Annotated in this window: 6 protein-coding genes; 1 reads left to right on the plus strand and 5 read right to left on the minus strand. The window is 63.0% G+C overall.

Annotated features, from left to right (window positions below):
* The 4 genes from ispG to dxr form a co-directional block, all read right to left on the minus strand.
* Positions 1-821 (minus strand): flavodoxin-dependent (E)-4-hydroxy-3-methylbut-2-enyl-diphosphate synthase (gene ispG / locus HP499_RS19045; protein ID WP_172325735.1); only part of this gene is annotated, 821 nt, incomplete at its 3' end.
* Positions 822-869: 48 nt separating this feature from the next.
* Positions 870-1163 carry a YciI family protein gene (locus tag HP499_RS19050; RefSeq protein ID WP_172325736.1) on the minus strand — a complete coding sequence of 98 codons (294 nt, stop codon included), beginning with the start codon at positions 1161-1163 and terminating at the stop codon, positions 870-872.
* Between the two features lie 64 nt (positions 1164-1227).
* Positions 1228-2559, minus strand: coding sequence for an RIP metalloprotease (locus HP499_RS19055; RefSeq protein WP_172325737.1), 1332 nt, complete (start codon positions 2557-2559; stop codon positions 1228-1230).
* Between the two features lie 32 nt (positions 2560-2591).
* The gene (gene dxr, locus HP499_RS19060) at positions 2592-3776 is read right to left on the minus strand and encodes a 1-deoxy-D-xylulose-5-phosphate reductoisomerase (protein ID WP_172325738.1); all 1185 of its coding nucleotides are present in this window, start codon (positions 3774-3776) and stop codon (positions 2592-2594) included.
* 103 nt (positions 3777-3879) lie between these two features.
* Here dxr and HP499_RS19065 point away from each other — a divergent pair, with 103 nt between their 5' ends.
* Positions 3880-5340, plus strand: a complete 1461-nt coding sequence (locus tag HP499_RS19065; RefSeq protein ID WP_172325739.1) for a lipase maturation factor family protein — start codon at positions 3880-3882, stop codon at positions 5338-5340.
* Here HP499_RS19065 and HP499_RS19070 read toward each other — a convergent pair.
* Positions 5311-6420, minus strand: a complete 1110-nt coding sequence (locus HP499_RS19070; RefSeq protein WP_216660165.1) for a LacI family DNA-binding transcriptional regulator — start codon at positions 6418-6420, stop codon at positions 5311-5313. The genes HP499_RS19065 and HP499_RS19070 overlap by 30 nt on opposite strands.
* Positions 6421-6456: the final 36 nt, after the last annotated feature.

A 6456-nucleotide genomic window follows, 5' to 3' on the forward strand; every position in this document is an offset into this window, starting at 1 on the left:
CGGGGGCGCAGGTTCAGGGACTGCAGGATCTGGTTGCCCACCTTGATTTCCTCCACCGGCGGGGCTGAGAGGGAAACACGGATGGTGTCACCGATGCCGCGGGACAGGAGCGCACCGAAAGCCGTTGCCGATTTGATGGTGCCTTGGAATGCCGGGCCTGCCTCGGTAACTCCAAGGTGCAAGGGCCAGTCACCCTTCTCGGCAAGCATCTCGTAAGCGGCCACCATGATCACGGGGTCGTTGTGCTTGACGGAGATCTTGAAGTCGTGGAAACCGTGCTCTTCGAACAAAGAGGCTTCCCAGACAGCTGACTCAACAAGCGCCTCCGGAGTGGCCTTGCCGTACTTCTTCATGATGCCGGGTTCGAGGGATCCGGCGTTGACACCGATACGAATGGATGTTCCGTGGTCCCGGGCCGCTGCTGCGATCTCCTTGACCTGGTCATCGAACTTACGGATGTTGCCCGGATTCACCCGAACAGCCGCGCAACCGGCCTCAATAGCCGCGAAGACGTACTTGGGCTGGAAGTGGATATCGGCAATCACCGGGATCTGGGATTTGCGGGCGATGATGGGCAGCGCTTCGGCGTCATCGGCAGAGGGGCAGGCAACGCGCACGATGTCGCAGCCGGATGCCGTCAATTCAGCAATTTGCTGAAGGGTGGCGTTGATGTCCGTGGTGGGCGTTGTGGTCATGGACTGAACGCTGATGGGCGAGTCAGAACCGACACCAACGGACCCTACCTTGATCTGCCGCGTCTTACGGCGCGGGGCAAGGACGGGGGGTGGGGCTGCTGGCATTCCCAGGCTGACCGAGGTCACGTGGACTCCTTGGGTTGGGGTGGATCGTTGTGGTGGAGGACGTCCGGATCAGGACGCGTGGGCAGCCAGGACGCCGATGATGGGCGCCCATTCCGTGGTGCGGATGCCGGCGATTACTCCGGCTTCAGCGAACGGATCCTGCTTCAGGAGCTGGTTGAGTTCGGCCTCGTCAGCGGACTTGAAGATCAGCAGAGCACCGGCACCGTCACCGTAGGGCCCACTGGCAAGCAGTTTGCCTTCCTCGGCCAGTTCGCCGAGCCAGGCACGGTGTGCGGGGCGGGCTTCATCGCGGAGGGCGCCGGAGTCGGCGACGTATACGTACTCAGCAGCGAAAACAGTCATGGTGCTAGCCTATCCCGCTTGATCCGCCGACTTTGTTCACAGCTGCGCGGAAAATGTTCACAGCTCAGCCAAAGATATTCACGGGCTTCACGATGTCCGCGTAGATCAGCAGGGCCCCCATGGCCATCAGTAGCGCAGCCACCACATAGGTCAGCGGCAACAGTTTGGCGATGTCGAACGAGCCCGGATCCGGCTTGCCCCTGAGTCTGGCCACTTGGCGCCGTGCGCCCTCGTACAAAGCTCCGGCAACATGGCCGCCGTCCAAGGGAAGCAAGGGGATGAGGTTGAAGATGGCCAGGGCGAAATTGAGCCCTGCAAGCAGCCCGATCAGGGTTCCGATCCGTGCCTGCATCGGCACCTGTTCCATGGCCGCGACTTCGCCGGCCACCCGGCCCACGCCCACTACGCTGATGGGGCCGTTCGGGTCACGGGGCTCCTCGCTGAAGGCCGCTTTTGCCACCCCCGCCACCCTGGCGGGCAGGTTGAAGATCACACCGGAAATTTGTTTGATGTTCTCCCCTGCCATGGGCAGAACGGCCGACGCCGGTTGGGGCACCAGGGCGCTTTGGGCTCCGATCCCGAGGAAGCCCACCTCCTGATACTGCAGAACCCCGTTGGCGTCCTGGGCCTGCCGTCCATCGGGGCCAACCACGGGACGGGATGAAAGCACCGGAGTCACGGTGGTCTCCACGGCAGAACCGTTGCGTTGGACAGTGATGGCCACCTCCCTGCCTGCCGAGGCGCGGATCCACCCGGTCAGTTCATCCCAGTTGGTGACTGGTTTACCGTCGAAGGAAGTGATGGTGTCGTTGGGCTGGAGCCCTGCCGCTGCTGCCGGCGTGGGTTTGCAGTCCGCCGAGTCGGGGTCCACGGTTTCGCCTGCGGCAACCTGGCACTTGGATACATCAGCGATGGTGGTGGTGGCCTGGGCTGTGCCGAATCCCATGAGCAGGACGGCCAATAGGATCAACCCGATGATCATGTTCATGGCGGGACCACCGAGCATGACGATGATTTTTTTCCACACGGGCAGCTTGTAGAAGACGCGGTTGCCGTCCTCCGGCCCTACTTCCTCGTGTGCCATGGAGCGCGCTTCGGTGGCCAGTGTCTGGAACATCCCGGTGCTTGAAGGGCGGACGGCACCGTCCGCCTTGTTGGGCGGGTACATGCCGATCATGGACACGTATCCGCCAAGCGGGAGCGCTTTGAAACCGTATTCCGTCTCCCCCTTCTTTTTGGACCAGAGGGTTGGCCCGAAACCGATCATGTACTTGGTGACGCGCACTTTGAACAGCTTCGCGGGCACCAGGTGGCCTACCTCGTGCAGCGCGATGGAAACGGCGACGCCGATGGCGACGAAGACGACTCCGAGAATGAAGAGAAGGACGGGACTCATGCCGGGGGAACTGCTTCCATAGGGGTTGTGGGCTACAGGGCGCTGCTGGCTAAACGATCAAGGGTTCGGGCACGTGCCCACTTCTCAGCATTCAGCACGGACTCCACTGTCAGCTCGGAGGAGCCTGAATGTTCGCTGAGGACCGACTCCACCGTGTCCACGATATCCGTAAAGCGGATGCGCCCTGCGTGGAAGGCCTGGACGGCTTCCTCATTGGCGGCGTTGAACACGGCAGGGAAAGTACTGCCTTGCTTGGCTGCGTCCTTGGCCAGGTCCACTGCCGGGAATGCCACGGCATCCAGGGGTTCGAACGTCCAACTGGTGGCTTTGGTCCAGTCGCAGGCCTTCGCGGCATGCGGGACCCGGTCCGGCCAGCCCATCCCCAGGGCAATCGGCAACCGCATGTCCGGAGGAGATGCCTGGGCAATGATGGACCCGTCCACAAACTGGACCATGGAGTGGACCACCGACTGGGGATGGACCACTACCTCGATCCTGTCGAGGGGAACGTCGAACAACAAGTGCGCCTCGATAACCTCCAGGCCCTTGTTGACCAAGCTGGCGGAGTTGGTGGTGACCATGAGGCCCATGTCCCATGTGGGGTGGGCCAGGGCTTCCTGCGGTGTGACATGGTGCAGTTGGTCACGAGTACGGCCGCGGAACGGACCGCCTGAGGCGGTCAGGATCAGCTTCTCCACTTCCTGTTCCGTTCCGGACCGCAAGCACTGGGCGATGGCGGAATGCTCTGAGTCCACGGGGACGATCTGGCCGGGCCGGGCAGCAGCTTTGACCAGCGCTCCGCCAACAATCAGTGACTCCTTGTTGGCCAGTGCCAGCGTGGCGCCCGTGCCAAGGGCGGCCAAGGTGGGTGCCAAGCCAATGGAACCGGTGATGCCGTTGAGGACAACATCGCACTCGATGCCCGCAATCTGCGTGGAGGCATCCGGACCGACGAAGATTTCCGGCTCGAAGTTCCTTATTCCTGCGACGGAGGCTGCGTCGTCAATCAAGCGGCGCAGCGACGCTGGATCTCCATGGGCGATTCCTACCGCGCGGGCCCGCGTGTGGACCGCCTGCCGGGCGATGAGTTCCGGATTACCTCCGCCTGCGCTCAGCGCCACCACCTCAAAACGGTGCGGGGCGGCATCGACGACGTCAATCGCCTGTGTGCCGATGGAACCTGTGGACCCGAGGATGACGATCTTGCGCGGCTGCATTATTCAAGTATCCCAGCCGGTAACAAGGCCGGCGAACGCAACGGATGTACACGGCTGCAACGGCGTCCCTTGACCATCAACCTCCCGCGCGTACGGTGGAAGAGTGGAGTGGTTGTCCTGGTTTGATGCATGGGACTACGAGTTCGCCCGGCAGGTTCTGCAACGCGGCATTGCCGCGCTGTACCTCGTTGCCTTCCTGTCCACGGTGAACCAGTTCCCCGTGCTCCTCGGAGAGCGCGGGCTGTTGCCGGTTCCGGATTTCCTGGATCTGGCACGACGACTGGCCAGGCCAACGCTCTTCCGCTGGCGTTATTCAGATGCGCTCCTGAGGACCGTGTGTTGGACAGGGATCGGCGTGGCCGCCCTGCTGGTGGCCGGGGTCCCGCAAACAGGTCCGCCCTGGCTGCCCATGGCGGCGTTCCTGGCGTTGTGGTTCCTGTACATGTCGATCGTCAACGTCGGCCAGACGTTCTACGGCTTCGGCTGGGAAATCCTGCTGCTTGAGGCCGGGTTTACCGTGGCCTTCCTCGGTTCGGACCAGACTCCCCCGCCCACCATCGTCCTGATCCTCATTGTGTGGCTGGTGTTCCGGCTTGAGTTCGGTGCCGGCATGATCAAGATCCGTGGCGGCCGTGAGTGGCGGGACATGACGGCCATGTACTATCACCACGAGACTCAGCCCATGCCGGGACCGCTCAGCAGACAAGCGCATCTTTTGCCGCGACCACTGCACAAAGTCGAAGTGGCGGGCAACCATTTCGCGCAACTGGTGGCGCCGTTCTTCCTCTTCGCGCCGCAGCCTTTGGCGAGTATTGCCGCCGGCATCGTCATCGTCACGCAATTGTGGCTGGTGTTCACCGGGAACTTCGCATGGCTGAACTGGGTGGCCATCATCCTGGCGTTCGCTGCGGTCAGCGACCCCGTAGCGCATGCGGTTTTTCCGTTCATCCCGCTGGAGTGGCACCCCGGCGCCGAAACCCCGGTGTGGTGGCTCGGCGTCGTCGTGCTGGTGACTGTTCTGTTGCTGGCGTGCAGCTACCGGCCGCTCCTGAACCTGTTCTCCCGGCGGCAGCTCATGAATGCCAGTTTCAATCGATGGAGATTGGTCAACGCCTATGGGGCGTTTGGGACGGTCACCAAGCAGCGGATCGAGATCGTGGTGGAAGGCACGCTGGCTGAGGAGCCCAACGCCCCGGATGCACTCTGGTTGGAGTATGGCTTCAAGGGCAAGCCCGGCGACGTCCGGCGGTTGCCGCCGCAGTGGGCGCCCTATCATTTGAGGCTGGATTGGCTGATGTGGTTCCTGCCGTTGCGGACCGTCCACGAGGACTGGTTCTACGCTTTCCTGGACAAGCTCCTGCAGGCGGACAAGCCCACCCTGAGGATGCTGCGCCATGACCCGTTCGACGGCGGACGCCCCCGTTGGGTGCGGGCGCGCAGCTATCTTTACCGTTTCGCCAGCCGTGAGGAGTTCCGCAGGACGGGCGAGCGCTGGGTTCGGGTGCTGCTCTCCGACGCCGTTCCGCCGGTACAGCTAAACGCGCGACGCCGCTTTTTTTCGTGAACCCGCTTCCAAGGGAGAGGCCGTGGATTCCCTGACCACCAGGTGGGTTGCGAGCTCCACGCGCCGGGAGTCGATGTCTTCACCTTGCATTTGGCGAAGGATGAAGTTCAGCGCCGAACGCCCTATCTCTTGAAGCGGCTGGCTTACCGATGTCAAGGGCGGTGTGGATTCCTCGGCCTGGTAGGTGCCGTCGAACCCCACCAAGCTCATTTCCTCCGGGATGCGCACATCCTGTCGCCGGGCCTCCGCCAGCACTCCCATGGCGATGCTGTCGCTGCCGGCAAAGACTGCCGTGGGCGGATCTTCCAGCGCCAACAGGGACTTGAAAGCGGCGGCCCCGGTCTCGGGCCGGAAGGGTCCCGCCGAAACGTATTCGTGTTCCACGGTGATGCCTGCGGACATGAGAGCGGCCATGTAACCGTGGAGCCTGGCCTGGCTGCACTCGGCTGTGGCAGGGCCGCCGATGTATGCGATCCGACGATGCCCCAGCCCCAGGAGGTGGCTTGCTGCTGCCTTTCCACCGGCCCAATTGCTGGCGCCCACGCTGAACAAGTCAGCCGGTGGCGGGTTGAGGGGGTCGATCACCACGATGGGGATCTGGCGCCTCTGGAAGGCCTCCAAGTGGGCGGTGCCGAAGGCCGAGGTCACCACGATCATCCCGCTGCGGCCCTCATCGACCATGCGTTGGGCCCGCTCTTCCGGACCCAGGGGAGGTGCCGCTTGGAGTCCGGTCACGGACAGGATCACTTCCATGTCCGAGACATTGGCCTGCTCCATGATCCCTTTGAGGACTTCCATGTTGTAGGCCGAATTGAGGGAATCAAAGACAGCTTCCACTGTCCGCTGCACCGGGTTGCTCTTGCGCTGGAGCGGGGACTTGTAGCCGGTGCGCTGCAGTGCCGCCAGCACGCGGGCACGGGTGGCCTGCGCTACGTCCCCGCGCCCGTTGACCACTTTGGACACTGTGGGCACTGAGACTCCCACCTCCTGCGCGACGGCAGAGAGGGTCAATTTGGAGGGTCGTTCTTCGATGCTCACAGTGTCCGCTTTCGAAAAGTTTCGGTTGCAGACAGTGTGCATTGCCGGATGGACTCCCGTCAATATGAACCCTGCGAG

Origin of the sequence: Paenarthrobacter sp. CM16 (genome assembly GCF_013179505.1) — a bacterium.
Lineage (GTDB): Bacteria > Actinomycetota > Actinomycetes > Actinomycetales > Micrococcaceae > Arthrobacter.